The 24,867-nt window shown below is 72.6% G+C and carries 27 protein-coding genes; 8 read left to right on the top strand and 19 right to left on the bottom strand.

The window, feature by feature from the left end:
* Positions 1 to 43: 43 nt before the first annotated feature.
* Positions 44 to 616, top strand: coding sequence for a GNAT family N-acetyltransferase (locus ACH0A8_RS01890; RefSeq protein ID WP_066655430.1), 573 nt, complete (start codon positions 44 to 46; stop codon positions 614 to 616).
* Positions 613 to 1,107 (top strand): SRPBCC family protein, encoded by a 495-nt coding sequence (locus tag ACH0A8_RS01885; protein WP_406906295.1) that lies wholly within the window; start codon positions 613 to 615, stop codon positions 1,105 to 1,107. The genes ACH0A8_RS01890 and ACH0A8_RS01885 overlap by 4 nt, the downstream gene beginning before the upstream one ends.
* Here the strand turns inward: ACH0A8_RS01885 and ACH0A8_RS01880 are convergent.
* The 6 genes from ACH0A8_RS01880 to ACH0A8_RS01855 all read right to left on the bottom strand — a co-directional run bounded on the left by ACH0A8_RS01880 (position 1,074) and on the right by ACH0A8_RS01855 (position 8,299).
* Complete coding sequence (locus ACH0A8_RS01880; protein ID WP_406906293.1) at positions 1,074 to 1,904, bottom strand: MurR/RpiR family transcriptional regulator; 831 nt, start codon at positions 1,902 to 1,904, stop codon at positions 1,074 to 1,076. The genes ACH0A8_RS01885 and ACH0A8_RS01880 overlap by 34 nt on opposite strands.
* Positions 1,901 to 3,202: an allantoate amidohydrolase gene (locus tag ACH0A8_RS01875; RefSeq protein WP_406906291.1), complete on the bottom strand. Its 1,302-nt coding sequence runs from the start codon at positions 3,200 to 3,202 to the stop codon at positions 1,901 to 1,903. The genes ACH0A8_RS01880 and ACH0A8_RS01875 overlap by 4 nt, the downstream gene beginning before the upstream one ends.
* On the bottom strand, positions 3,199 to 4,440 hold the full coding sequence (locus tag ACH0A8_RS01870; protein ID WP_406906289.1) for a pyridoxal-phosphate-dependent aminotransferase family protein: 1,242 nt from the start codon (positions 4,438 to 4,440) through the stop codon (positions 3,199 to 3,201). The genes ACH0A8_RS01875 and ACH0A8_RS01870 overlap by 4 nt, the downstream gene beginning before the upstream one ends.
* Complete coding sequence (allB, locus tag ACH0A8_RS01865; RefSeq protein ID WP_406906287.1) at positions 4,437 to 5,843, bottom strand: allantoinase AllB; 1,407 nt, start codon at positions 5,841 to 5,843, stop codon at positions 4,437 to 4,439. Before allB ends, ACH0A8_RS01870 begins: the two co-directional genes overlap by 4 nt.
* Positions 5,840 to 6,616 (bottom strand): aspartate/glutamate racemase family protein, encoded by a 777-nt coding sequence (locus tag ACH0A8_RS01860; RefSeq protein ID WP_406906285.1) that lies wholly within the window; start codon positions 6,614 to 6,616, stop codon positions 5,840 to 5,842. Before ACH0A8_RS01860 ends, allB begins: the two co-directional genes overlap by 4 nt.
* 120 nt (positions 6,617 to 6,736) lie before the next feature.
* Positions 6,737 to 8,299 carry an NCS1 family nucleobase:cation symporter-1 gene (locus ACH0A8_RS01855; protein WP_081984981.1) on the bottom strand — a complete coding sequence of 521 codons (1,563 nt, stop codon included), beginning with the start codon at positions 8,297 to 8,299 and terminating at the stop codon, positions 6,737 to 6,739.
* A gap of 215 nt (positions 8,300 to 8,514) precedes the next feature.
* Between ACH0A8_RS01855 and ACH0A8_RS01850 the strand changes: the two genes are divergently transcribed.
* The gene (locus ACH0A8_RS01850; RefSeq protein ID WP_406906282.1) at positions 8,515 to 9,069 is read left to right on the top strand and encodes a VOC family protein; all 555 of its coding nucleotides are present in this window, start codon (positions 8,515 to 8,517) and stop codon (positions 9,067 to 9,069) included.
* Between the two features lie 97 nt (positions 9,070 to 9,166).
* On the opposite strand, the gene ACH0A8_RS01845 is transcribed toward ACH0A8_RS01850, so the two are convergent.
* Together ACH0A8_RS01845 and ACH0A8_RS01840 are read right to left on the bottom strand one after the other, a co-directional pair.
* Complete coding sequence (locus tag ACH0A8_RS01845; protein WP_406906280.1) at positions 9,167 to 9,742, bottom strand: uridine kinase; 576 nt, start codon at positions 9,740 to 9,742, stop codon at positions 9,167 to 9,169.
* A gap of 159 nt (positions 9,743 to 9,901) precedes the next feature.
* Entirely contained in the window at positions 9,902 to 10,318 is a 417-nt protein-coding gene (locus tag ACH0A8_RS01840) for a SecDF P1 head subdomain-containing protein (protein ID WP_406906278.1), read from the bottom strand.
* Positions 10,319 to 10,489: 171 nt separating this feature from the next.
* Here ACH0A8_RS01840 and ACH0A8_RS01835 point away from each other — a divergent pair, with 171 nt between their 5' ends.
* Positions 10,490 to 11,065, top strand: a complete 576-nt coding sequence (locus ACH0A8_RS01835) for a VanZ family protein (RefSeq protein ID WP_406906276.1) — start codon at positions 10,490 to 10,492, stop codon at positions 11,063 to 11,065.
* Between the two features lie 16 nt (positions 11,066 to 11,081).
* Positions 11,082 to 11,573 (top strand): hypothetical protein, encoded by a 492-nt coding sequence (locus ACH0A8_RS01830; protein WP_406906274.1) that lies wholly within the window; start codon positions 11,082 to 11,084, stop codon positions 11,571 to 11,573.
* A gap of 23 nt (positions 11,574 to 11,596) precedes the next feature.
* On the opposite strand, the gene ACH0A8_RS01825 is transcribed toward ACH0A8_RS01830, so the two are convergent.
* Positions 11,597 to 12,130 (bottom strand): GNAT family N-acetyltransferase, encoded by a 534-nt coding sequence (locus tag ACH0A8_RS01825; protein ID WP_271825056.1) that lies wholly within the window; start codon positions 12,128 to 12,130, stop codon positions 11,597 to 11,599.
* 736 nt (positions 12,131 to 12,866) lie between these two features.
* Complete coding sequence (locus ACH0A8_RS01820) at positions 12,867 to 13,013, bottom strand: hypothetical protein (protein WP_251159630.1); 147 nt, start codon at positions 13,011 to 13,013, stop codon at positions 12,867 to 12,869.
* Between the two features lie 140 nt (positions 13,014 to 13,153).
* Here ACH0A8_RS01820 and ACH0A8_RS01815 point away from each other — a divergent pair, with 140 nt between their 5' ends.
* Positions 13,154 to 13,609, top strand: coding sequence for a VOC family protein (locus ACH0A8_RS01815; RefSeq protein ID WP_251159631.1), 456 nt, complete (start codon positions 13,154 to 13,156; stop codon positions 13,607 to 13,609).
* 99 nt (positions 13,610 to 13,708) lie between these two features.
* On the opposite strand, the gene ACH0A8_RS01810 is transcribed toward ACH0A8_RS01815, so the two are convergent.
* From ACH0A8_RS01810 to ACH0A8_RS01800, 3 genes are all read right to left on the bottom strand, one after another.
* A complete protein-coding gene (locus tag ACH0A8_RS01810; RefSeq protein WP_406906271.1) occupies positions 13,709 to 14,431 on the bottom strand; it encodes a VIT1/CCC1 transporter family protein in 723 nt (240 codons plus the stop codon).
* Positions 14,432 to 14,518: 87 nt separating this feature from the next.
* Complete coding sequence (locus ACH0A8_RS01805) at positions 14,519 to 15,013, bottom strand: GNAT family N-acetyltransferase (protein ID WP_406906269.1); 495 nt, start codon at positions 15,011 to 15,013, stop codon at positions 14,519 to 14,521.
* Between the two features lie 61 nt (positions 15,014 to 15,074).
* Complete coding sequence (locus tag ACH0A8_RS01800; protein WP_268746752.1) at positions 15,075 to 16,475, bottom strand: LLM class flavin-dependent oxidoreductase; 1,401 nt, start codon at positions 16,473 to 16,475, stop codon at positions 15,075 to 15,077.
* A gap of 113 nt (positions 16,476 to 16,588) precedes the next feature.
* Between ACH0A8_RS01800 and ACH0A8_RS01795 the strand changes: the two genes are divergently transcribed.
* Complete coding sequence (locus tag ACH0A8_RS01795) at positions 16,589 to 17,077, top strand: SRPBCC family protein (protein ID WP_209684973.1); 489 nt, start codon at positions 16,589 to 16,591, stop codon at positions 17,075 to 17,077.
* A gap of 10 nt (positions 17,078 to 17,087) precedes the next feature.
* Here ACH0A8_RS01795 and sufU read toward each other — a convergent pair whose 3' ends face one another.
* From sufU to ACH0A8_RS01765, 6 genes are all read right to left on the bottom strand, one after another.
* Positions 17,088 to 17,534: a Fe-S cluster assembly sulfur transfer protein SufU gene (sufU, locus tag ACH0A8_RS01790; protein ID WP_251159634.1), complete on the bottom strand. Its 447-nt coding sequence runs from the start codon at positions 17,532 to 17,534 to the stop codon at positions 17,088 to 17,090.
* A complete protein-coding gene (locus ACH0A8_RS01785) occupies positions 17,531 to 18,826 on the bottom strand; it encodes an aminotransferase class V-fold PLP-dependent enzyme (protein WP_406906511.1) in 1,296 nt (431 codons plus the stop codon). Before ACH0A8_RS01785 ends, sufU begins: the two co-directional genes overlap by 4 nt.
* Positions 18,827 to 18,924: 98 nt before the next feature.
* Positions 18,925 to 19,137 (bottom strand): antitoxin, encoded by a 213-nt coding sequence (locus tag ACH0A8_RS01780; protein WP_066655469.1) that lies wholly within the window; start codon positions 19,135 to 19,137, stop codon positions 18,925 to 18,927.
* A gap of 168 nt (positions 19,138 to 19,305) precedes the next feature.
* Positions 19,306 to 20,601, bottom strand: a complete 1,296-nt coding sequence (locus ACH0A8_RS01775; protein WP_406906267.1) for a chloride channel protein — start codon at positions 20,599 to 20,601, stop codon at positions 19,306 to 19,308.
* A 121-nt stretch (positions 20,602 to 20,722) separates the two neighbouring features.
* Positions 20,723 to 22,843 carry an alpha-galactosidase gene (locus ACH0A8_RS01770; protein ID WP_326495363.1) on the bottom strand — a complete coding sequence of 707 codons (2,121 nt, stop codon included), beginning with the start codon at positions 22,841 to 22,843 and terminating at the stop codon, positions 20,723 to 20,725.
* 136 nt (positions 22,844 to 22,979) lie between these two features.
* Complete coding sequence (locus ACH0A8_RS01765; RefSeq protein ID WP_066658536.1) at positions 22,980 to 23,963, bottom strand: magnesium and cobalt transport protein CorA; 984 nt, start codon at positions 23,961 to 23,963, stop codon at positions 22,980 to 22,982.
* Positions 23,964 to 24,062: 99 nt separating this feature from the next.
* Here ACH0A8_RS01765 and ACH0A8_RS01760 point away from each other — a divergent pair.
* Positions 24,063 to 24,867, top strand: an 805-nt coding sequence (locus ACH0A8_RS01760; RefSeq protein ID WP_406906264.1) for a tryptophan-rich sensory protein, incomplete at its 3' end; no start/stop codon positions are given.

The following is a 24,867-nucleotide window of genomic DNA, read 5'->3' as shown; positions in this document are numbered from 1 at the left end:
CGCCGACGCTACCGCGTGGTCGCGCCGTCGCTAGGCTCGCGGTGTGCTCCCCGTGACGCTCCGGACCGACCGGCTCGTGCTCTCCGCGCCGGGTCCCGCCGATGCGGAGGCCGTCATCGCGTACGCGAACGACCCGGACGTCATCGCGTTCACCCCGGTCCCCGTGCCGTACGGGCACGCCGAGGCCCGTCAGTGGCTCGACCTGGTCGAGGTCGGGTGGCGTGACGACACCCGGTACGACTTCGGGATCCGCCGTGCGGAGGACCCCCGGCTGCTCGGTACCGTCGGCGTCTTCGGCTTCGTGGACGGCGCCGGCGAGATCGGCTGGGCGCTGCACCCCGACGGCCGCGGGCAGGGCCTGATGGCCGAGGCCGCCGATCGTGTGCTGGCGTGGGCGTTCGCCGCACCGCCGGACGGGCTCGGCCTGGTGCGGGTGCAGTGGCGCGCACTCGGGACGAACGCCGCGTCGTCCGCGACGGCCCGGCGGATCGGCATGCGCTTCGAGGGTCGGTCCCGATCGGCCGTCGTGCACCGGGGCGCCCGCCACGACCAGCTGCTCGCCGCGGTGCTGCGCGACGACGACCGCACGGTGCCGCAGGTCTGGCCGGACGCGTGACCGTCGCCTTCCGGGTGGTCACCGAGATCGCCGCTCCGGTGGAGCGCGTCTTCGCGCTGTCGCTCGACATCGGCGCGCACGAACGCTCGATGGCCGACACCGACGAACGCGCCGTGGCCGGGACGACGTCCGGCACGATCGGGCTCGGCGAGAGCGTCACGTGGCGCGCGCGGCACTTCGGGATCGTCTGGTCGATGACGAGCAGGGTCACCGCCATGGAGGCTCCGGGTCGCTTCGTCGACGAGCAGGTGCGTGGTCCGTTCGCCCGGTTCCGGCACGAGCACCGGTTCGAGCCGTCGGCCGACGGCACGCGGATGGTCGACGAGGTCGTCTTCCGGGCGCCCCTCGGCCCGCTCGGCTGGCTGGCCGAGCGGGTAGCGCTCGCCCGCTACCTGCCGCGGTTGATCGCCGCGCGCGGCGCATCGCTGCGCGACGAGCTCGAGCGGGACGGGGACGGTCAGCGGGGGGCGAGCTCCCCGAGCGCGTCGTAGGACGCCGCCACGGCGTCGACCCGGGCACGCCCTGCCGGCCCGGAAGCCTCGTACACGTCGTTCGCGATCGCCGCGACGACCGCGAAGAGCGCCGCCATCGAGTCGAACGCCGACGGCGAGTCCACCGGGCAGAGCACCGCGGTCGCCGCGGGCGCCGCGATCACGGCTGCGGTCGGGTCGCCGAGCACGACCACGTCGGCGCCGGTCGCGACGCAGTGCCGCACGAGCCGTTCGGCACCCGCCGCGTGCCGCCTGACCGTGACGAGCACGACGAGGTCGCGGCGGTCGAGGTCGGCGACCTCCTCGCCCAGGCGCTGCCCCGGTGCCGGACCGATCCGGACGTCCGGTCGCACCTGGGCCAGCTGCGACCGGAGCTGCATGGCGACGGGGTGCGCGCCGCGTTCCCCGAAGACGAGCACCCGCCGGGCACGGACGATCCGGCGGGCGAGCCGGACGCGGTCGGCCCGGGCGAGCGAGGCGAACGCGGCGTCGAGGTTGCGTGCCTCGACGGCCCGCTGGTCGACGTGCGCCGCGTCCTCGGCAGCCCACGGCAGGCCGCTCCCCCGCGCGGACATGAGCTCCTGGCGGACCTCGGCGGCGTCCTGGAACCCCAGGGACCGGACGAGCCGCGAGACGGTGGCCTTCGACGTGCCCGACTCGGCCGCGAGCTCGGCGGAGGTGCCGACGAGCAGCAGCTCCGGATCGTGCCGGACCATCGCGGCGACCCGGCGTTCCGCGGGCGACAGGCGGTCCCAGACGGCGTCCACCCGGGCACGGACGTCGGGCGCGGCGCTCACCGGGTCTCCGCACGGTCGTCGGCGATGCGCTCGACGGCGACGGCCAGCGCGTCGAGGCCGAGCGCGACGTCGTCCTCGGAGACGAACTCGTCCGGGTGGTGGCTGATGCCGTCGGGGTTGCGCAGGAACAGCATCGCGACGTCGGTGACCAGCCCGAGGGACATCGCGTCGTGCCCGGCGCGCGAGAAGAGCTCCGCTGGTGTGGCCTCCCCGGTCGCGGCGATCCCCGTACGGACGGCGTCCATCAACACCGGGGCACAGAACACCGCCGGGGCACGGTGCACCTCGGTCGGCGACACGGTCACGCCACGACGGGCTCCGATCTCGTCGAAGACCGCCGTGATCGACTCCCAGACGCGGTCACGTCCCTCGTCGAACTCCCCCCGCAGGTCGACGCTGAACCGGGCCAGGCCGGGGACGACGTTGACCGCCCCGGGCTCGACGGACATCGTGCCGACGGTGCCGACGTGCTGCTCGGCGCGACAGATCCGCTCGACGGCGAGCGCCGCCTCGGCCGCGGCGAGCAGCGCGTCGTGACGCCGCTCGTACGGGGTGCCGCCGGCGTGCCGTGCCTCGCCGACGGCCTCGACGGTGAACCGCCGGGCGCTCGCGATGCTCGTGACGACACCGAGCGCCTGCCCCGCCTGCTCGAGGTGGGGGCCCTGCTCGATGTGCGCCTCGAGGTAGCCGACGAGCCGCTCCGGGGGCAGTGCCGCCTCGCCGACGCGTTCCGGATCGAGCCCGAAGTCGGTGAAGGCCCGGCGGAGCGTGACACCGTCGCCGTCCTCGAGGTCCCACCACGCGTCGTCCCAGACCCCCGCCACGGCCGACGAGCCCAACAGTGCCTTGCCGAAGCGCGTCCCTTCCTCGTCGGAGAACGCGATCACCTGCAGCGCGAAGGGCAGCGGGCCGGAGGCCGTGAGCCGCGCCACCGTGCGGATCGCCATGAGCACGCCGACCACTCCGTCGTACCGGCCGGCGTCCACCACGGTGTCGAGGTGTGAGCCGAGCAGCAGCACGGGTGCGTCCGGCGTCGCACCGTCGACGATGCCGTGCAGGTTGCCCGCGGCGTCCTGCCAGGTGCGGAGTCCGGCGTCGCGCATCCACTCCGCGACCACGGCGTTCACCCGGGCGTGCTCCGGCGACAGGTAGACGCGGGTGGTGCGTCCGTCGTCCTGCGAGATCCCGGCGAGCGCGTCGCACCACCGGACGATCGTCGCGGCGTCGGCGATCGCCCGGGCGCTCGCGGTCGGCGCCGCGGGGACCTCGGCCGTCGCGGGTCCGGTCGTCGTCGTCACAGGGCTGCCCCGACCGGCGCGACGCGGCCGGCGTGGACGTCGAGCGCGGCGTCGACCCCGGCACCCTGCGGGACGGCGTGCCCGGCCCGGCGCAGGCAGTGTTCGAGGGCGGCCAGCGTGCGCACGACGGTGTCCTTGCGGGCGTTGTAGCCCATCGTGCCGATGCGCCAGACCCGCCCGTGCAGCGGCCCGAACGAGGTCCCGATCTCGATGCCGTGGTCCTCGAGCATCGCGCCCCGTACCTCGTCGCCGACGACGCCGTCCGGGATCTCCACGGCGACCACGTTGTGCATCTTGTGCGCGACGTCACCGAACACCTGCAGTCCGAGCGCCTCGACCCCGGCGAGCATCGCGCGACCGGCGATCGCGTGGCGCTCGACCACGGCGTCCCGCCCCTCCTCGAGCAGGATGCGGGCGCACTCGTTCGCGGCGTAGAGCATCGACGCGGCCTCGGTGTGGTGGTTGAGGCGCCGCGGGCCCCAGTAGTCGAGGATCATCGCGAGGTCGAGGTAGTTCGAGCGGATCGGGTCGTCGGACACGACGTCGTCGGCCTCGCGGATGCCGGCCTCGATGCTGCGGCGGCCGTCGAGCACCGCCACAGCACGCGGCGACAGGGTGATCGGTGCACTGCCGGAGGGGCCGCCCAGGCACTTCTGCAGGCCGGCGCTCACGACGTCGATGCCCCAAGCGTCGGTCTCGAGCGGGTTGCCGCCGATGCTCGCCGTCGCGTCGGTGTAGAGGAGGGCGCCGTGCCGGTCACAGATCGCCCCGAGCTCGTCGAGCGGCTGGTTCATCGTCGTCGAGGTGTCGCCCTGCACGATCGCCAGGACCTTCGGTCGGACCCGGCGCACCGCGTCCTCGATCACGGACGGCGGGAAGACCTGCCCCCACTTGGTCTCGATGGTGTGCACCTCGGCGCCGGCACGGGTCGCGATCTCGGCGAGCAGGTGCCCGAAGCGTCCGAAGACCGGCACGAGCACCCGGTCCCCCGGGGCGAGCAGTGACACCAGGGCCGCTTCGATGCCCGCGCGGGACGTGCCGTCGACGAGCACGGTGGCGTCGTTCCGCGTCCCGAAGACCTGGCGGTAGAGCTCCTGCGTCGCGGTCATCGTCGTCGTCATCCACGGGTCGTACTGCCCGACGAGCGGGGTCGACAGCGCGCGGAGCACGCGGGGGTCGGCGTCGATCGGCCCCGGTCCCATCAGGAGTCGGGCGGGTGGGTTGACTGGCTGCGTCATGATGCCTCCGTTCCGGGAACGAGCGTAGCGAAACGTCCGTTTCGTGCGTGTTGCGGCGCCGCGGGGCGGTCGAGCAGGACCCCCTCGACGGCGGTGACCCCGTGGCCGACCGTCGCCACGAGCCGCCCGCGGACCCAGGTCTCGGTGACGACCCCGAGCGTGTGCAGGCCGGCGTACGCGGACACCGGATTGCGGTGGGCCAGGGCCGACACCTCGACGACGCCCTCGGCCGCCGGGTCGAGGACGGCGAGGTGCGCGACCGCACCCGGCGCGATCCGACCGCGGTCGTGGAAGCCGACGAGCGCCGCGGGGCCGGTCGTGAACCAGGGCAGGACGGCCTCGAGCGGGAGCCCCCGGCGCACGGCCTCGGTCCAGACCGCCCGGAAGCCCACCTGGAGTCCGGCGATGCCGCCCCACGCCGACCCCCAGTCGTCGGTCTTCAGGTCGGCTGTGGACGGCGAGTGGTCCGACACGACGCAGTCGATCGTGCCGTCGAGCAGCCCCGCCCAGAGCGCGTCGCGGTTCGCGTCGTCGCGGATCGGCGGGCAGCACTTGAACTCGGTCGCGCCGTCCGGGATCGACCCGGCCTCGAACGCCAGGTAGTGCGGACACGTCTCGACGGTCACCCGGACCCCGTCGGCCTTCGCGGCGCGGATCATCGGGAGGACCCCGGCGTCGGACAGGTGCAGCACGTGCACGCGGGCACCCGTCGACCGCGCTCCGTCGAGGACCCGCGCGACGGCGGACTGCTCGGCACGGCCCGGACGGGTGGCGAGGAAGTCGGCGTACCGTCCGCCGAGCGTCTCGTGCGGCACGAGGTGGTCCGGGTCCTCGGCGTGCACGATGAGCAGGGCGTCGAGCTCGGCGACCTCCTCGATCGCCGCTCGGAGCTGTACCGGGTCGAGGTGCGGGAACTCGTCCACACCGCTCGGCGCGGTGAAGCACTTGAAGCCGAAGACTCCGGCGTCGTGCAGCGGACGGCGCTCCCCCGCGTTGGCCGGGACCGCACCGCCCCAGAACCCGACGTCCACCGCGACCCGGCCCGCGGCGCTCGCCCGCTTCGCCGCGAGGGCGTCGACGTCGACCGTCGCCGGGATCGAGTTGAGCGGCATGTCGACGATCGTGGTCACCCCACCGAGTGCGGCCGCTCGCGTGGCCGAGGCGAAGCCTTCCCACTCGGTGCGACCGGGTTCGTTGACGTGCACGTGCGTGTCGACGAGCCCGGGCAGGAGCACGTGCTCGTCGGGCACGGTGCGGTCGAGCGAAGCCACGACCGCGGCACCGAACGGCAGGACCGCGTCGACCACGCCGTCGCGGACCACCACCGCGGCCTGGCGGAGGACGCCGTCGACCCACGCCCGCCGAGCGCGGAGCACCAGGTCGGCGCCCACCGCGGCGCTCATGCCGAGGCCCCCGCGAGCACGATCGGCGCGGCGACGTCGGACCTCTGCAGCGTGAAGCCGGACAGCAGCCCGGTCACCGGCTTCGGCGGCGGAGGGGCGTACTCGCCGGTCTTGCCCGTGCGCAGCCCGAGCCGGACGAGCGACTCCGCGAGCACCGTCGCCGCGGCCACCCCGTCGACCACCGGCGCACCGATCTCGCGCGAGACCTCGGCACAGAACGCCGCCATGCCCGCGCAGCCGAGCACCACCGCGTCGGCGCCGCCGGCGAGCACGGCGCGGCACTCCTCGACGACGAGCTCCCGGGCGCCCGACGTCGGATCGTCGAGCTGCAGCACCGGCACCTCGCACGCACGGACCTCGGTCACCAGGGACGCGAACCCGTAGCGCTCCGCGAGCTCCCACGCCCGTCCGGTCGTGCGCGCCAGCGTCGTGACGACCCCGAACCGGCGCCCCAGCATCGCAGCGGCGTGGAAGCCGGCCTCGGCGATCCCGAGCACCGGCCCGGCGGCCAGCTCGCGCGCGGCGTCGAGACCCGGGTCGCCGAAGCACGCGACGACGTACGCGTCGACACCCTCTTGCTCGCCGAGCGCGATCTGCTCCAGGAGCCCGGGGACCGCCAGGGCCTCCTCGTAGTGACTCTCGATCGAGGCGGGTCCGGTGGTGGGCGTCACCGCCTCGACGACGGTGCCGGGTCCGGCGACCGCGGCCGCGGCGCGGCCGATCGAGGCCGTCATCGACGGGGTGGTGTTGGGGTTGACGACGCGGATGCGCAAGCGGGGCCTCTCAGGCGGGGGTGGGGACGAGGAGGAGGTGGTGGACCCGGGCGGCGACGGTCCGGCCGGGAGGCGTGTCGCGCCTCCCGGCCGGGGTCGGTGCAGGGGTGTGGCGGACGGTCAGTCGCGTCCTGCAGCCGCGCCGTCGTCGACCGTCGGGTCCTCCGATGCCAGCACCGGCATCCGCGGCGACCGACGCTCGAGCGCCCAGAAGACGACCAGCCCGAGCCCGCAGCCGATGAACCAGCTGTAGTTGCTCAACCACGGCAGGACACCCGTCGCGGGCGGCAGCACCGCGCTGGCGACCGACACCGCGCCGGCGAGCAGCAGGGTCCACATCGCGTTCGGGTTCCAGCCCGCGCGGTACCAGTACCGGGCGGTGGGCTCCTTCGTGTACATGTCGTCGACCGCCACCCGCTGCTTCGCGACCAGGTAGTAGCCGGCGATCAGGATCCCGAACAGCGGGCCGATCAGCGCGCCGAGGATGCCGAGCGTGTAGAGGATCGCCTGGTCGTTGCCGTACCAGTTCCACGGCGTCAGCAGCACGGAGCCGACCGCGGCGATCATGCCGCCCGTCCGCCAGCTGATCCTCCGCGGGGCGACGTTCGAGAAGTCGAACGCGGGGCTGATGAAGTTCGCGACGATGTTGATGCCGACCGTCGCGGTGACGAACGTCAGGCCGCCGAGCAGGATCGCGAACGGTGCGTCGATCGCCTGGACCGTCTCGATCGGGTCGGTGATGAGCTTGCCGAACACCGGGACCGTCGCGCTCGCGCAGAGCACGGTGAGCACCGAGAAGAACAGGAAGTTGATCGGCAGGCCCCAGAGGTTGCCGCGCTTGACGGCTCGGAACGAGCGACCGTAGCGCGAGAAGTCACCGAAGTTCAGCATCGGACCGGAGAAGTAGCTGACGACGATCGCCACGGCCGAGAGCATGACCGGGATCGAGGCACCGAACGACATGGGCGCGCCCGTGTGCAGCGTCAGCGAGATGTTGCCGATGCCGGCCCGGGCGACGAGGTAGACGGCGAGCGCGATCATCACGACGTAGACGGCCGGACCGGCGAAGTCGATGAAGCGGCGGATCGCCTCCATGCCCATCGAGAAGAGCGCGGCCTGCGCGACCCAGAGGATGCCGTACGAGATCCACCCCAGCGCGGAGAGCCCGAGGAACGAGTGGTCGAGCAGCGCCGCTGTGCCCGGGACGAACTTCAGGAACACGATGTTGAGCGACTGCGCGGCGAGGAAGGTCTGCACGCCGTACCAGGCCGTCGCGATCAGGCCGCGGATGACGGCGGGGACGTTCGCCCCGATGACGCCGAACACCGCGCGGTTGATGACCGGGTACGGCACCCCGGTGCGCTGGGACGGCTTCGCGACGAGGTTCGCGAACACCTGCACGATGAGGATGCCGACGACCAGGGCGACGAGCACCTGCCAGCTCGCGATGCCGAGCGCGAAGAGCGACCCGGCGGTGACGTACCCGCCGACCGAGTGCACGTCGGACATCCAGAAGGCGAAGATGTTGTAGCTCGTCCATCGCTGCTCGCGCAGCGGGGCGAGGTCCTCGTTGGTGAGCGCCGGGTCGTACCCGGGCTTGACGATGCCGGCGCCGGCGGCTGCCGACGACGTCGTCCGGGGGGCGTGGGGCGCGGCGACCGGGGTCGCGATCTCTGTGACCAAGGCGTCCTCCGTGGGAGTGTGCGGCGGGGGTCCCCGCTCGAGGACGACGCTACGAAGGCACTTCGCGTCGCCCGTTTCCCTCGTGTAACGGTCGTGTGACACGGACGGCCCGCTGGAACGCTCGTTCCGGGCGGCGGCTGCGGGATGCCGCAGGGAACGCCGCAGGTCCTGCCCCAAGCCCGTCCAGGCCGCCCGACCGGCTCCATCATCGAGGGATGACCACGGGCATCCGGATCGACCACGTCGGCGTCACCGTGCCGGACGTGGAGGCCGCCACGGCGTTCTTCGCGAACGCCTTCGACGCCGTCGTGCTGTACGACGTGCGCCGGACCAACGACGAGCCGAACGGCACACCGGAGGCCCACCGCTACCTCGGCATCCCGTCGTCGATGGCGCAGGGCGCGATCCGCATGCTCGCGCTGCCCGAGGGACCCGGACTCGAGCTCTTCGAGTACCGCGGGCCCGACCAGCGCGCCGCCGCGCACCCGTCGGACCTCGGGTGGCAGCACCTGGCGCTGTACGTCGACGACCTCGACGCAGCCCTCGCCCGCGCGGAGTCCGCCGGTGCCGTCCGCAACTCGGACCCGCGGCCGCTGCGTGGCGAGGAGGCCGGGGAGGGCAACCGGTTCGTCTACACGCGCACCCCGTGGGGGTCGACGCTCGAGTTGGTCACCTACCCGACGCCGCAGCCGTACCTGCTGCACGCGCCGCGGGCGAAGTGGGCGCCGTGGCCGGACGTCGCCCAGCTCCGGCAACTGGACCGGGCCTGACCGCATCCGGCTCGTGACCGGTCTGGAGGCACGGCTCGCGGCCGCCCCGCCGGTCACGGCGGGCGCCGGGTCGCGTCCACGTCGAGAGGCGGACGGGTCAGCGGGACGGCTCGACGAGCAGGTCGGCAGCGTCGCGGGGCGCGAAGCGCTGCGCGAAGTCCCGGTCGTTCGGGATCCAGACGTCGCGCCAGAGCGCGTCGTGACTGCGGCCGAGTGCCCGGTCGCGGGCCGTACCGCGGCGAGCTGCGGTGTCGAGGTCGACGTCGCACCAGACGGTCGCGTCGAGCGCGGGCAACGCCTCGGGGTGGAAGAGTCCGATGAGGTCCAGGACGAGGATCCTCGCCTGCGGGAGCGGTTCCTCGGGACCGAGGGCCCGCCGTGCCCAGTCGTACCGCTGGAAGTGCCCGGGCCGTCCTCCTCGGAACGGTTCCAGTACCGTCGAGACCAGGCGGTCGCGCTCCACTCCGTCCCAGTCCGAGGAACGGCGGTGCGATCGAGCGGGGTCCAGGAAGTCGTCGCCGCGGAGCCGCACGGCATCGGGCAGTGCTGCGACGAGGCTGCGTGCGAGCGTCGACTTGCCGGAGCCGCAGAAGCCGGAGATGCCGACGACCAGCGGGTGCCCCACGACCCGCGATCGCTCGGCGATGTGCTCGAGGACGGTGTCCTGGTCCATCCGGCGAGTGTACGAGGAGCGGTCACTCCCGACGTCGACCCGGTGCGCCTCCACTCACTGACCGGGACGGAACTGCACCTGGTCGGAGGTCGATGACGAGCAGCGCAGTGGCGGTGGGCATGCCCGATCCTCTCACCGGGCGGTTCCGGGAGGGACCGGCTACCGGGAGTCCTCGGACGTCGTCGCGCGGAGGCGGTCGTCGACCTCGCGAGCTTCGGCGGACGACCCGAACGCGAGGGTGACCTCACCGCCGGTGAGGGGTTCCATGACCTGGGGCGCCGAGATCACCCTGCCGTCGAGGAGGATCGCCATGCGCTCGTCGATCCTCTCGCGGGTGGCCGAGGCCAGGACATCGCTGTCGGTCCTGTCGAACTGCAACACGATCGACCCGCCCGCACCCTCACCGTCGGAGCGGTGCGCGGAGGTCGGCGTGATCGACCCGAGCGACTTCGCCAACCGGTAGGTGGTCGCGCCGTCCTGGTCACACGCCGATGCTGCGACGTCAGTGGTGACCGGCGGCGCAGTGCACACCTCCTCGACCTCCGACACGACGGCTCGGAGCTGCAGCGACTTCATCGCCGGACCGTCAGCAGGCGGCGCCTGGGTCGCGCAACCGGTGAGGACCGCGACCAGGCCAGCGGCGGCCGCGAGGCGAGTGACCCGTGAACCCTGCATCGCACCAGGGTAGGACTCGACGGGAACGCACGACAGTCCCCCGCCCGCCGGCTACCCCGTAGTGTCGTGCTGATGTCCGACAACCCGTACGGCGAAGTCCCCGCCCTGCCCGTTGCATCCGTCTTCGGCATCATCGTCTTCGTCGTGCACCTGGTGCTCCTGCGCCGTCACGCACGGTTCACCTGGCAGCGCGCGACCGTCGCTGGGGTGATCGCTGTCTACGCCGCGGGCATCCTCGCGAACACCGTCTTCCCCGTGTTCCTCGATCCGCTCCCCGACGCTGAGCCGTGGACGCCAGCGCTGGCGCTGATCCCGTTCTCCGACTACGAAGCTGCGGACGCGGTGACCAACGTGGTCGTGTTCGCCCCGCTGGGCGTCCTGATCCCGCTCCTGATGCGCCGCCCGTCCTGGTGGAAGGTCCTCCTCGCCGCCGCGGCGGTGAGCCTGGCGATCGAACTGCTGCAGCTTGCTGCGCAGCGGCTCTTCTCCGGTGGCCACGTCGCCGACGTCAACGACTTCATCTGGAACACCGTCGGTGGGGTCCTCGGCTACGCGGTCTTCGTCCTGGCGTCACGGACGCCGGGCCTGTCCCGTCTCCTCGACGTCTTCCGCTGGCACCCGGCACCGAGGGAAGAACACGTCGCCTGAGATCGTACGATGCGGCATGGTTGCTGCTGTGGAACCGTGGACCTGGGCGACGACCTACAAGCTCGTCCTGACGAGCTACATCTGGCTCGCTGGAGCTGTCGCTCCGACCGGTGCGGTCATCACCTGCATCGTCATCGCCATCCGGGGCGGTGTCTCGCTCGACGGAGCCGCCAGCGCCCTCCTGTTCGTCGTCGTCTTCGTCGTCGTCTTCGTCGTCGTCTTCGCCGTGATCGCCGCCGTCGGCGCTGCCGTGGCGCTGCCGTTCACCCAGCTCCTCGGCCGCGCGCTCCGACGCACTCGGAGCCGTGCCGTCCGTGTGAGCGCACATGCCGTCCTCGGCGGAACACTCGCCGCGATCGGCATGCAGGTGCTCCTGCTGGCCTTCGAGGACGACCACCTCACTTGGCAGTACCCACTGGCCGTCTCGGTCCCCGCAGGGATCGCGGCTGCCATCGGCCGCTGGCGACTCGACGAAGCGGAACGCCGCCGGTCGTTGCTGTCCGAGTAGCCGATCGGGTACCGAGTCCCGCGTCAGCACTCATCGCTTGCTGGTGGTCGCTCCCGCCAGAGGACCTCGCCGTCGCAACGGGTGCTCGTCGGGTGCATCCCGATCCGCAGGGCGACACGTGCTGAGGCTCCGTGCTCCGGGTGGATCCGCGCCCTGAGCTCCCGCACGTCGACCGAGCGCAGCCACGTCGCTGCGCGCTCCGCGGATTCGGTCGCGAACCCGTGCCCTTGCGCGCTCGGCGTGACGAGCCAGGCGAGGTCCGCCGTCGTGACCTGGGCGGTCCGGTGCAGGGTCGCCTGCACGAACCCGATCGGCGCGCGGCCCTGGCGGGGGCGGATGATCCAGTTCAGCCACCCTGCGGTGCCGTCCTGGGACCGACCCCGGACCTGACGGGTGTAGCGCGCACGGAGTTCCTCCAGGCTCGGCGGTCCGCCGCCGGTGAAGTGGTACAGCTCCACCGGCGCGAGCACGTCCACCATCACGTCGGCGTGTTCGACGGTCAGGGGTTCGAGGCAGAGACGGTCTGCGCTGAGCGGGACGGCGCGCGGCCACGGCATGCTCGCATCCTTCCAGCTGTTCAATCGGTCACCGGACGTCCGCCGAGACCAGCAGTCACGGGCCGGAGGCGTTTCCCAGCACCGAGCGTCACCTCCTGCTGCACGGAGGTGCGCACCGTGACGGCGGTGTCCGCGACGTGACGCGTGCTGGTCGGGAACCACGCGCGGCCGGGGGTGACCAGGATGAGGAGACCGTCGACGTCTCCGACGGCAGCGAACTCGCTGGTGGCTCGTTCCCGTAGGGCTGGAGGTCTGCTGCTCGCAGGGTCGCGACCGCGGCGAGGACGTCCGGGACTGCCACGCCGATCTCGCTCACGCACACGAGATCGGCAGCGGCGAAGGACTCCACCTCTCAGGGCTCGACGTTCGATGAGTTCCAGTACCTGGTCATCAGGGCCGTCGAAGTACATCGACCGCGAGTCCCACGACGGGGGTCCTCCGAACTCCGTCCGATCGTCGACCGACAGGAGCAGCACGCGCTGTCCGAGCCACCGGCGGGCCAGGTCGAACGACCCGGTCGGGATGGTGAACGCGAGGTGGTGAGCGCCCTCGAAGTCGCTCTCCACGAAGCGCAGCCGGCTCAGGCCGATGGCCACGGTCACGCTCGGACCGTCCCGCTCGACCTCACACCCGAGTCGGTCGAAGAACCCGGCAACGACCGACGCGGACCGTGTGGGCAACAGGGCTTCTCCGATCTGCATGCGTCCACCTCACACCCGTGGCCCTGGACCATCGATCACCAGACGCGCACCATGAGCTCGGACGGGTCAGCCGACGGTGCGAAGCCGAACTGCGCGGAGAGACCGTGCGCGTCTCGGGTCGACGGGAGCGTGCGCTCCAGGCCGGGCGGTCCGAGGTCCTCGACCACGGCAGCGAGGAGCATCCCGCCCTCTCCTCGACCACGTACTCCCGGTGCGACGAACGTCGTCGTTCCGCGCCCCTCGGCTCCGGTAGCTCGCTCGGCGTGATCGCGACGACAGTGCCCGTGGGCCGAGCTGTCCGGTGGAGCGCGATACTGATCGGATGACAGCACCACTCGTCTCGGACGTCGCGCACGCCGGGCTCACCGTGGACGACCTCGACGACGCGCTGGTGCTGTGGTGCTCCGGTCTCGGCTTCGCGCTCGAACGGACCTTCACGCTCGACACGCGGACCACGACTGCGACCACCGGTGTCCAGGGATCCACCATCCGTGCAGCCACGGTCACGCTCGGGGACCAACGGATCGAACTGCTGCAGTACGACGCTCCCCGCTCGGGTCGAGCATCCGACTCCCCCGCGCGCACCGGCACGGTCCACATCGCGCTGACCGTGTCGGACCTCGACCGCGTGCTCGACCTCTGCGCAGCACACGGCTGGCGGCCCGTCGGGGAACCGCACGAGATGACCAGTGGCGTCCGGACCGGCACACGGATCATTTACCTCGAGGGTGCGCTCGGGGGCTTCCTCGAACTGATCGCCCCACCGCAGCTTCCCTGACGCCACGAGCGGGGACGGCCTCGGGTCGGTCCCGGGAGCGCATCGCCCTGACGCGAGTGGTCGCTGATCGCGATCGCAGACGCGACCGTCCCCGTCCGGTCAGAGCGCGTGCGTCCCGAGCAGCGCCCCGGCCACGTAGGTCGCCGCGAGCGCGAGCGCCCCGCCGACGACCACCCGCAGCGCAGCGCGACCCCGACGGGCACCGCCGAGCACCGCACCGGTCGTGCCGGTCAGGGCGAGCGCGACGAGCGAGGCGGTCACGGTGACCGGCACGCGGAGGGGTTCCGGCGCGAGCAGCATCGCGAGGAACGGCAGCAGTGCGCCGACCGTGAAGGTCGCCGCCGACACCCAGGCGGCACGCCAGGGGCTGACGATCTCGTCCTCGGCGTCGTGCAGGGCCGCTTCGGCGCGGCGACGACGGACCTCGGGCCGCGTCAGCTCCCGCGCGACGGCATCCGCGACGTCCTCCTCGACCCCGAGCGACCGGTAGTGCGCCGCGAGCGCCGGGGCGTCCTCGGCGTCGGCCTCGAGCTTCGCCTGCTCGGCGGCCTGCCCGGTGCGCTGCGCGTCGCGGGCACCGCTCACCGAGATGTACTCGCCGAGGGCCATCGAGATCGCCCCGCCGACGAGCGCCGCGGTGCCGGCGGCGACGATCGGTCCCGTGCCCGCGCCGGCTCCGGCGACCCCGACGAGCACGGCCGCGACGGACACGATGCCGTCGTTCGCGCCGAGCAGCCCGGCCCGGAGCCAGTTGAGCCGCGCGGCGCTGGTGGCGTCGTCGTGCTCGGAGGTGGGGAGCGAGAGGTCCGATGCGGTCGACATGACGGCCATCGAACCACTCCGGAGCGGTTCGCGCCAGCAAGGTGAGGCAAGCCTGATCAGGGCTTTCGTGGTGAGGTGAGCCTCACCTCACCGAACGGAGGCCGCCTGCCAGACCCGGGTCGGACGGCCGTTCAGCGCGTGCGGGAACGGGCCACCGACCGGTCGGAAGCCCGCGCTCGTGTAGAGCGCGAGGGCGGGTGCGTTGTCGTCCAGCGCGTGCAGCTCGCACCGGTCGTGCCCGGCGGCTGCGGCGGCGTCCACCGCGGCGGTGAGCAGTCGACGGCCGAGTCCGTGACCCTGTGCCGCCGGCGCGACCGCGAGGAGGCTGAGGTACGCGCCGTCGCTCGGCGCGCCGCCGGTGCCGGGTGCGGTGACGAGGGCGAACCCGAACGGGGCGCCGCCGTCGTCGGCGGCCACCAGGGCCACCCGCTCCGCGGCGAACTTCTCGTGCGCACGTGCGCGCACGGCGTCGGAGGCCGGCACCCCGTCCCGGTCCGCGACGGCGGCGACCCAGAGCGCGATGCACGCGGCCGCGGTCGCTTCGTCGTCCGCGGTGCGCACGACGAAGGACGACCCGATCACCCGACCACCATACGTCGCACGCCTCGACCGGCGGTCAGGTCGGAGCCCGCCGCGCGATCGGTCAGACGGTCGCCCGCGAGCCGACCCGGTACCGGGCTCCGCGGTGCTCCTCCGGCAGCCGGTCGCCGCGGCCGTGCAGCTTGTGACGGAGCGACCCCTCGACGTACTCGTCCGGGTAGGCACCGCGCGCGCGGAGCTCGGGCACGACGAACTCGATGACGTCCTCCCACGTGCCGGGGGTCACCGCGTACGCCAGGTTGAACCCGTCCACGTCGGTCTGCTCCTGGATGTCGATCAACTGCTGGGCGATCGTCGCCCCGGAGCCGACGGCGACCGGACCGAGGCCGCCGATCGCCGTGTGCTCCGCGATGTCCCGGACCGTCCAGTTCGACCCGTCCTCCCCCGTCGCCGCGGACAGGTTCGCCGCTGCCGACTGGATGGCGTTCGACTCGATGTTGCCGAGCGGCTCGTCCAGGTCGTACTGCGACAGGTCGACGCCCATCCAGCCGGAGTTGAGCACGAGCGCGCCCTCGGCCGACGCGTACGACCGGTAGTCGCGGTACTTGGCCTGGGCTGCCTCGTCGGTCTCGTCGGTGATGACGGTGAGCAGCGTGTAGACGCGGGCGGCGTAGCGGTCGCGACCAGCGGCCTCCAGTGCGTCACGGATCCTGCCGACGGTCGCGGCGAGCTGCGGGATGGTCGGCGCGCCGACGAAGACCGCCTCGGCGTTCTCGGCGGCGAAGCGGATGCCGCGGGGCGAGGCGCCCGCCTGGTAGACCACGGGGCTCCGCTGGACCGAGGGCTCGGTCAGGTGGATGCCGGGCACGTCGAAGTGCGTGCCGTGGTGCTCGATCGGGTGCACCTTCGACGGGTCGGTGAAGACACCGGTCTCGCGGTCCTCGACGACGGCGTCGTCCTCCCACGAGCCCTCCCACAGCTTGTAGAGCACCTCGAGGTACTCGTCGGCGACGTCGTAGCGGTCGTCGTGGGAGAGCTGGTCGGTCTGCCCCATGTTGCGCGCGGCGCTCGGCAGGTACCCGGTGACGACGTTCCAGCCGATGCGGCCCTTCGTCAGGTGGTCGAGCGTCGAGATGCGCCGCGCGAACGGGTACGGGTGCTCGTAGGCGGTGCCCGCGGTGATCCCGAAGCCCAGGTGCTCCGTCACGGCGGCCATCGCGGAGACGAGCAGGATCGGGTCGTTCACCGGCACCTGCGAACCGGTGCGGAGCGCGGCCTCGTTCGTCCCGCCGTACACGTCGTAGGTGCCGAGGACGTCGGCGATGAAGATGCCGTCGAAGCGCCCGCGCTCGAGCAGCTGCGCCAGGTCCGTCCAGTACGACAGGTCGTTGTAGTGCCGCGAACGGTCGCGGGGATGGCGCCACAGCCCCGAGGACTGGTGCGCGACGCAGTTCATGTCGAACGCGTTGAAGCGGATCTGCCGGGTCTCGTTCGTCGAGGTCACGCGGCGAAGCTACGTCCAGCAGCCCGACGCGTCACGTGAGGTGACGCCGTGTGACGCCCGCCCGACGCACGGCGCCGCAGACCTGAGTCGATCTCGCGTGGCAGCATGGCGGCGTGCCCGTCGTCGAGTCCCGCTGCGTCGTCCCCGTCCCCGTCGAGGTCGCCTTCGCCGTGTCGCAGGTGCAGGGACCGGTCCGGAAGCGCTGGGACCCCTTCATCCGTCGACAGCACCTCATCGGCGCCGATGCGCCGGCGAAGGGCGTCCGGACCTTCACGGTGCAGCGCTCGGGCCTGCGGATGGAGAGCGAGTACGTCTCGTACAACCCGCCCTCGAACGTCGGCATGAAGATGACGAAGGGCTCGTGGTTCTTCGAGAAGATGGGCGGTGGGTGGCGCTTCACGCCGGTGGAGGGCGAGCCGGGCCGCACGCTGGCGGTGTGGCGCTACAACTTCACGTGCCGACCCGCCTGGCTCGCACCGCTGGCCGAGCGCATCGGCGCGTTCGTCCTGCAACGCGACATCGACCGACGGATCGCCGGGTTCGCCCGGGGGTGCAGCGACCCGGTCGTGCTCGCACACGTCGGTGCCGCTCCTGGGAGCTGACCGGACCGGTTCAGACCGCGGTGGCCTCGCGGACGGCAGCCTCGGCAGCCACCCAGGCGAGCATCCCGCACTTCACCCGCATGACGAACTTCGAGACGCCGTGGAAGGCGACGAGGTCCTCGAGGACGTCCTCGTCGGGCTCCCCGGCCCCGCGCGACCGCATCATCGTGCGGAAGGAATCGGTGAGCTCGAGCAGCTCCGGGACGGTCCGGCCGACGGCCATGTCGGACAGCACCGACGCCGAGGCCATCGAGATCGAGCACCCGTCGCCCTGCCAGCCGATGGCCGCGATGCGGTCCGACCCGGGCTCGAGCCGCACGCTGACGGTGATCTCGTCGCCGCAGGTGGGGTTCCGTTCGAAGTGCGACGCGTCGGCGCCGTCGAGCACGCCGTCGCCGTGCCGCGCTTTCGCGTGGTCGAGGATGACCTGCTGGTAGAGGGAGTCGAGGCCGTTCACGAGGCCGCTCCGAAGTACCCGCGGACCTCGCCGACGGCGGTCAGGAAGCGATCGACGTCCTGCTCGGTCGTGTACACGTAGGTGCTCGCCCGGCTGGTCGCGACGAGTCCGAGCCGACGGTGCAGCGGCTGGGCACAGTGGTGCCCGGACCGGACCGCGATGCCCTGCGCGTCGAGGTACTGCGAGACGTCGTGGGCGTGCACCCCGTCGACGTCGAAGGACACGAGTCCGGAGCGCGGCACCCCGGCGGGCGGGCCGACGACCCGGATGCCCGGCACCGCCGCCAGACCGTCGAGCATCCGGCGGGCGAGGTGCTCCTCGTGGGCGCGGACGCGTTCCATGCCGATGCCCTGCAGGTAGCGGACCGCCTCGGCGAGTGCGACGGCCTGGGACACCGGCTGCGTCCCGGCCTCGAAGCGCTCGGGCGCCGGCATGAACTCCGACGACTCCATCGTCACGGTCGTGATCATCGATCCACCGGTGCGGAACGGCGGTAGGGCGTCGAGGAGTTCCCCGCGACCCCACAGGACGCCGATGCCGTTCGGCCCGAGCATCTTGTGCCCGGAGAACGCGGCGAAGTCGACGCCGAGCTCCTGCACGTCGAGGGGCCGGTGCGGCGCGGACTGGCACGCGTCGAGGACGACGAGGGCGCCGTGCGCGCGGGCCGCTGCCACCACCGCGGCGACGGGCGCGACCATGCCGGTGACGTTCGAGACGTGCGCGAACGCCACGATCCTCGTGTGCTCGGTGATCCGGGAGACCGCGTCCTCGGCGGTCCAGGTGCCGTCGTCGGCCACCGGGACCCAGCGCAGGGTCGCACCGGTGAGCGCGGCGAGCTCCTGCCACGGCACGAGGTTGGCGTGGTGCTCGGCCTCGGTGACCAGGACCTCGTCGCCGGGGCCGATGCGGAAGCGCTCCGCCGCCGCTCCCCCGCGTCCGCGGCTGGCGTTGGCGATGCCGTACGCCACGAGGTTCAGCGCGTCGGTGGCGTTCGCCGTCCAGACGACCTCGGACGGCGACGACGCCCCGACGAAGCCGGCAACCGTGGCCCGTGCGTCCTCGTAGGCGTCGGTGCTCAGGGCCGCGAGCGTGTGCGCACCGCGGTGGACGGCCGCGTTGTCGTGCTCCAGGAACCGTCGCTCGGCGTCGAGCACCTGCCGCGGCCGCTCCGCCGTCGCACCGGAGTCGAGGTACGCGAGCGGCTGCCCGTTCACCTCCTGCTGGAGGATCGGGAAGTCCCGCTTGATCGCGGCGACCTCGGACTCGGTCAGCGGCTGGTTCGGGGCGAGCACGGTCACGCGGTCAATCGTGGTCGGTCCCGCCCCGTGCGTCCAATCGCCTGCAGCGGACAAGGAGCAGGAACGGCGGCGGGACGCAGGCAGGCCGGCCGCTACTCGTTGCCGATGCGCTTGTCGGCCTGCTCGCGTGCGGCGTCGATCTTGTCGTCGTACTTGCCGCCCGTGGCCTTCTTCACCGCGTCGGCCACACCGCCCAGGACCTTGTCGCTGACGTCCTCGGCCTTCTCGCTCTTCAGGGCGTCCTGGACCTTGCCGTCCTTCAGGAGCTCCTGAGCCTTCTTCGTGATGTCGTCGAACCCCGCCATGGACGGCTCCTCACCTCGTGCGGGGCCCGTCGCCCCGACCTGCCGCCGATGGTAGGCGCGGCCCCGGCGCCTGTCCGGGTGACCGGCCCGGTGTCGCGGCTCCGGCGCCTGTCCGGGTCGCGGCCGGCCCGGTGTCGCGGCCGGCCCGACCCGGTCCCGACGGACGACTCAGACCATCTGCGCGCTGCGTCGCCGCGCGAGCAGGTAGGAGACCGCGACCGAGCCCGTGATCGCCAGGAGCGACGGGATGAGGATGTCCGTGCCCTCCTGCGTGAACTCGACGACGAGCACGAGCGCGGTGAACGGCGCCCGCATCGTGGTCGCCAGCAGGGCCGCCGCGCCGACGAACGCGAACGCCGCCAGGCTCGACCCGTCAGCGGGCCAGAGCAGCACCCACAGGCCGCCGAGCGCGGCGCCCACCGCGGAGCCGACGGCGATCGAGGGCGTCAGCGTGCCACCGACCGCACCGGCTCCGATGGTCGCCGAGGTCGTGATCGTGCGGATGATGCCGAGGAGGAGCAGGAACACGATCGGCGACAGCCCGGCGAACGTCGGCGCCTCGGTCGTGGCGTTCATCGCGACGAGGCCGAGCGCGCGCCCGTTGCCGAGGATCTCCGGGAACGGCACGGCGATGAGCCCGACCATCGCGAAGACGACGGGCAGCACGACGAGCAGGTGCCACCCCTTCGGCGCCATGCCCTGCAGCCGGTTCGTGAGCTTCACGAAGCCGACGCCCGCGAACCCGAGCAGCGGCCCGACGACGACCGCCCAGACCAGCAGCGACGGCGACAGGTGCATCGCGGGCACGTCGTAGAGCACCTCGTCCGGGATCACGAGCCGTGCGGTGAACGCGGCGATCGCGCTCGTCGCGAAGGCCGGCAGTGCGGTCGCGAACGTGAGTTCACCGAGCAGCACCTCGACCGCGAAGAGCGCGCCTCCGAGCGGCACGTCGTACACCGCCGCCAGGCCGGCAGCAGCACCGCAGGCGACGAGGATGCGCGTCTCGCGCCCCGTCAGGCCGGCACGAGCGGTGACGAGCTGGGACAGCCAGGCACCGATCTCGCGGGGCGCGACCTCCTTGCCGATGGAGGCGCCGAGCCCGACGGCCAGGATCTGCACCGCGGCGTTCGCGACCGTGGCGAGCGCCGGCATCCGGTTGCCGTCGACCGCGCCGGTCACCGACACCACGGGCTTCGCCCACCGCCGGAGCGCCCACCACGCGACGCCCGTGAGCACGCCGGCCGCGGCGAGCGCGAGGAAGCGGTTGAGCCCGGAGGGCGCATCGGCCGCTTCGCGGTGCCCGCCGAACGGGTACCCGAAGGCGACGAACTGGATGGCCTGCAGGGCGAGCCACACCGAGATGCCCGCGACGCCGCCGGCGATGCCGACGAGCCCGGTGATCACGGCGAGCTTGAGGGCCCAGACCGGCGTGGTCGTGCGTGTCGCGTTCCCGGTCTGCGGCATGACCGGAAGCCTAGCGGCGATCGGGACCGGCCCACGGACGGCCGACGGCACCCGTGGACGGACGGGAGGCCCGTGGCGGGGCCGCCACGGGCCTCCCGTCCGGCTGCTGGTCGCGTCGCGGTCAGACGGCCGTCACGCGGAAGGGGACCACCCGGTCGGCCGGCAGGAGCGGCGGCTGCAGGCCGACCTGCTCGAGCACGCGGCCGCTGAAGACGCGGTCGCCGGCCCACCAGTCGGGCGCCCGGACCTCGTGGTCCTCACCGACCAGGACCGGGTCGACGCGGTACCGCGTGTCCGGGTCGAGGTCACGGAGGACCACGCGCCCGATGCCCGACACCTCGGACCGGCCCGTGCTCGCGACGAAGAACACGGCCTGGCGGCGGTCCTCGGCGACCACGCCGTAGACCAGGCGCGTGGGGTCGACCTCGTCGACGCGGACGAGCAGGCCGCCGTGCAGGAGTGCGCGCCACTCCTTGTGCAGCGCGATCCACGACGCGAGGGTGCGCTCCTCGTCCGCGGTGGCCTGCGCGAGGTCCCACTCGATGCCGAAGTGCCCGATCAGCGCGGTGCCCGCACGGAAGGACACGTCGTGGAAGCGGCCCGTCGTGTGGTTCACCCCGCTGGCGACGTGCGCGCCGAGGAGCTCCGGCGGCAGCAGCTGCTGCGTCCAGCGGTGCATCTGCTGACGCTCGAAGGGGTCGATGTCGTCGGACACCCACACGCGGTCGGTGTGCTCGATCACCGCGAGGTCGACACGCGCACCGCCGGACGAGCACGACTCGATCTCGAGCCCCGGGAAGCGTTCCTTGAGCGTCGCCATCAGGCGGTAGGTGGCGAGGGTCTGCTCGTGCACGGCTGCCCCGCCGCCCGGGTGCCCGGCCTCGACCAGGTCGCGGTTGTGGTCCCACTTGACGTAGTCGACGCCGTACTCGCCGATGATCGCGGTCATCCGCTCGAGCACGTACGCGTACGCCTCCGGGATCGCGAGGTTGAGCACCTGCTGGTCGCGCGAGCGGACGGGCAACCGGCCGTCCGCCTGCATGATCCACTCCGGGTGCGCCCGGGCGAGGTCGCTGTCCTCGTTCACCATCTCGGGCTCGAACCACAGCCCGAACTCCATGCCGAGGGCACGGACACGGTCGACGATCGGACCGAGACCGTCCGGCCAGACGTCCTCGTCGACGTACCAGTCACCGAGTCCGGCGTGGTCGTCACGGCGACCGCGGAACCAGCCGTCGTCGAGCACGTACCGCTCGACGCCGAGCCGGGCGGCCCGCTCGGCGAGGTCGGTGAGGCGGGCGAGGTCGTGGTCGAAGTAGACCGCCTCCCAGACGTTGATCGTCACCGGCCGAGGGGTCGACGGGTGCTGCGGGCGGCTGCGGAGCCAGTGGTGGAACCGGCGGGCCTGGTCGTCGAGGCCGTCACCCCACGCGCCGTACACCCAGGGGCCCTCGTAGGTCTCGCCGGTGTCCAACCGGACCTCCCCGGGGAGCAGGAGCTCGCCGCCACCGGCCACCTGGCGCCCGGTCGCGAGCCGCTCGGCGAAGTGACGGTGGTTCCCGCTCCACGCGGTGTGCACGCCCCAGACCTCACCGCGGGCGAACCCGAACCCGGGCTCCCCCACGCTGAGCACGGTCGCGGCGTCCGCTCCGGTGCGACCCTTGCGGCTGTCGCGCTCGTGCGTGCCGACGACGAGCTCGCGACGCTGCGGGGTGCGCTCCTTGCCCCAGCGGCCGGCGAAGTCGAGGACCTCGCGGGCGCGGGAGGGCACGGGCAGCGCCACGGTCAGGTCGTCCACCGTGTAGGTGCCGACGGCGGTGTTCGTGACGGCGGCGCGGGCGCGCACCAGGCCGGACACGAGCAGCTCGAGCGTCACGCGGACGGCGAGGCCCGCGGTGGTGTCCTCGGCCTCGGCGGTCACGTGGGTGTCGTCGACGTCGATCGCCGTGACGGTGAAGGCCGGTGACCAGTCGCGACCACCACGGTGGCCGGAGAGCCCGGGGCGACCGGTCCACCCGCGGTGGGGCTCCGGCAGCAGTGCGAGGCGGACGGGCACGTCGGCCTCGTTGTTCGCGACCGGGGCCACGTCGGCGTCCGCGAGGGCGACGAGCTCGTCGTGGGCGAGCGGCCCGAGGGCAGCGCCCCAGTGCACGACGGCGGGCAGCGCGCCGTCGCGGCAGTCGAGCACGACGGACACCCCACCGGCGGTCAGGTGGACGAGGTCGTTCGTGGTGGTGGGCATCGTTGCTCCGGTCGGCGTCGTCGACGCCTGTGCGTCGTGGGCACGACGAGCCTGGCTGGCGCGGCGTGTGCTGCGCAACACGACGCGCGAGGGTCCGCGGAACCGGCGGGGCCGGGCCGCCCGGGACGGTGGGTCGTCAGAACCAGCGCTTCACCTTGAAGACGACGAACAGGATCGCGGCGAAGGCGATCATCGCGACGATGGACAGCGGGTACCCCCACGTCCACGACAGTTCGGGCATGTGCGTGAAGTTCATCCCGTAGATCGCCGCGATGAGCGTCGGCGCGAACAGGATCGCCGCCCAGCCCGAGATGCGCTTCGTGTCGTCGTTCTGCTTCTGCGCTGCGAGGGTCGAGTCGACCGTCAGCGCGTTCTGCAGCAGCTGTCGGAAGGTGTCGAGTCGCTCGACCGTGCGGATGACGTGGTCCAGCACGTCGCGGAAGCGGCGCTGCAGCTCCACCGGCAGGTGGTACTTCTCCGCGCCGCGGTGCAGGTTCTCGATGATGCCGATGAGCGGACGGGCCGCGCGTTGGAAGTCGACGACCTCGCCGAACAGCTCGTAGATGCGCCTCGACACCCCCGCCACCCCGGAGAACAGCTGGTCCTCGATCTGGTTGATGTCCTCCTCCAGGCCGTCGATCACCGGCGCGTAGCCGTCGACGATCGAGTCCATGAGCGCCCAGAGCTGCGCCTGCGGTCCCGCCGTCACGAGGGCCGGTTTGCCGCTGAGCCGTCGGAGCGCGTGCGGGACGGCCTGCGCGCCACGTGGGTCCGCCGGGACGACCGCCAGGAAGAAGTCCTGTCCGACGAAGGCGTGCACCTCGCCGAACTCCACCTCCTCCGGGCCGTCGTGGTAGACCGCCGGCTTCAGCACCGTGAAGAGCGTCGAGCCGTAGCGTTCGAGCTTCGGGCGCTGGTGCCCCTCGGCGGCGTCCTCGACCGCGAGCTCGTGCAGCCCGAGGGCGACCGCGACGTCCCCGAGCTCCTCGGCGTCGGGGCGGTGCAGCACGATGCACGCGCTGGCGCCCTGCTCGCCGATCATCCGGAAGGTGTCGTCGAGCGACGGGCAGGCGATGGGGGCGATGCGGTCGACGTAGACGGTGTTGAGCTCGACGGTCACGATGCCACCGTACGCACCGCCCGTCGGCCCGTCCCCCGGCCACCTGGACGTCGGCTGCGTCCGACGCGACGGCACGGGCCTACCGTACGGGTCATCAGCATGCTGACGAACGGAGCGGACATGAAGAAGATCTGGAAGCGCATCGCGGTCGCCGTGAGCGCTGTGGTGGCAGTGGTCGGCGCCTTCGTCGGCTCGGGCGCAGCGGGCGGGACCCCCATCGCCGAAGCGGCCGGCGGTGCACTCTCGGCGTCGTCGACCGCGATCGCACCGGCCGGCCCCGCGTTCTCGATCTGGAGCGTCGTCTACGTCGGGTTGATCGCCTACACGGTGCGGCAGTTCTTCCGCACCGCCGACGACGAGCGCCACGAGCGCCTGTTCGTCCCCGCGGTGCTGTCGCTGCTGCTCAACGCGGCGTGGATCCTGTCCGTGCAGTTCGGGTTCCTGTGGGCGAGCGAGCCGATCATCGTCGCGCTGCTCGGCGTCCTGGTCTGGGCGTTCGCGGTGCTGCGGCGGACGCGTCCCTCGGGTGCCGTCGAGGCGATCGTGACCGACGGGACGTTCGGGCTCTACCTCGGGTGGGTCTGCGTCGCGACCGCAGCCAACACCGCAGCGGTGCTGACGGCCGCGGGCTTCCGGGGCTTCGGACTCGGGCAGGACGCCTGGGGCGTGCTCGTCGCCGCGGTCGCCGGGCTCGTCGGGGTGCTCCTGGCGATCTGGGGCGGCGGACGACTCGCACCGACCGCGGCGCTGTCCTGGGGTCTCGCGTGGGTCGCGGTCGGGCGGCTCGACGGGCCGCTCGTGTCCGTGCCGACGGCGGTCACGGCCGTCGTGGGGATCGCCGCCGCGGTCGTCGTCACCCTCGTGGTGCGCGCCCGGGTCGGCTGGGCCGCGCGCTCGCGCGGGG

This window comes from Curtobacterium sp. 179-B 9B NHS (genome assembly GCF_045370965.1).
In the GTDB taxonomy this organism is placed as follows: domain Bacteria; phylum Actinomycetota; class Actinomycetes; order Actinomycetales; family Microbacteriaceae; genus Curtobacterium.
This window is presented reverse-complemented; position numbering and strand designations above follow the sequence as displayed.